This window comes from Winogradskyella sp. SYSU M77433, assembly GCF_029911945.1.
In the GTDB taxonomy this organism is placed as follows: Bacteria; Bacteroidota; Bacteroidia; order Flavobacteriales; family Flavobacteriaceae; genus Winogradskyella.
In genome coordinates, this window is the sequence record NZ_JARYTG010000034.1 from 1 (window position 1) to 585 (window position 585).

A 585-nucleotide genomic window follows, 5' to 3' on the forward strand; every position below is an offset into this window, starting at 1 on the left:
ATCAAAATTACCCTTTGATGAAAATTATGTGTCAAATTTAAACTAGAAAAGCTTGGTTTTTAACTCAGTTCTTTGTTGTAGGTAGTTTTTTATTTTTCATTCAGTTTGTCAAAATATTTTTTCCGATAAAACTTATTCACATCTCTTTTTATAGTGTCTGTTTGTGATTTTACAATATAAAATTCAAAATCAGAGTCAGTTTTCTTAAACAAAGAATCGCCAACATTCAGTTTTTCGTGTATAAAAAAAGGAACTTGTTTTTCCCATTTATTGTCAATTAGAATTGGTCTTGTTCGTCCGTTATCTTTTTCAGGTAATAAGCTTGTTATTTTTCCAGAGTAAGAGTTATTTCGGATTTTTTTATATTCTTTTTCAAGATAGCTTTCCGAATTGTTTTGAATTAATGAGATAGAAACAATTACAATGAAAATCGGAATAAACACAAATGCAAGACTTTTTCGGATTGTTTTTTCTTGTTTTCTCAATTCATTCTTGTTTTCCATTCTGATTTGTCTTGTCCTGAAATAGGTTGACCATTTTTGGATGTATTTTAAATGGTTAAAAATTCCAGCTTGTTATTATTTT

Annotated in this window: 1 protein-coding gene; it reads right to left on the reverse strand. The window is 27.2% G+C overall.

Annotated features, from left to right (window positions below):
• Window positions 1-89: 89 nt before the first annotated feature.
• Window positions 90-503, reverse strand: coding sequence for a hypothetical protein (locus tag QGM60_RS18145; RefSeq protein WP_281141653.1), 414 nt, complete (start codon window positions 501-503; stop codon window positions 90-92).
• Window positions 504-585 lie beyond the last annotated feature (82 nt).

Bases quoted from the DNA above. Each gene is read 5' to 3' on its own strand.
- QGM60_RS18145 (WP_281141653.1), bottom strand. From the start codon at position 503: ATGGAAAACAAGAATGAATTGAGAAAACAAGAAAAAACAATCCGAAAA.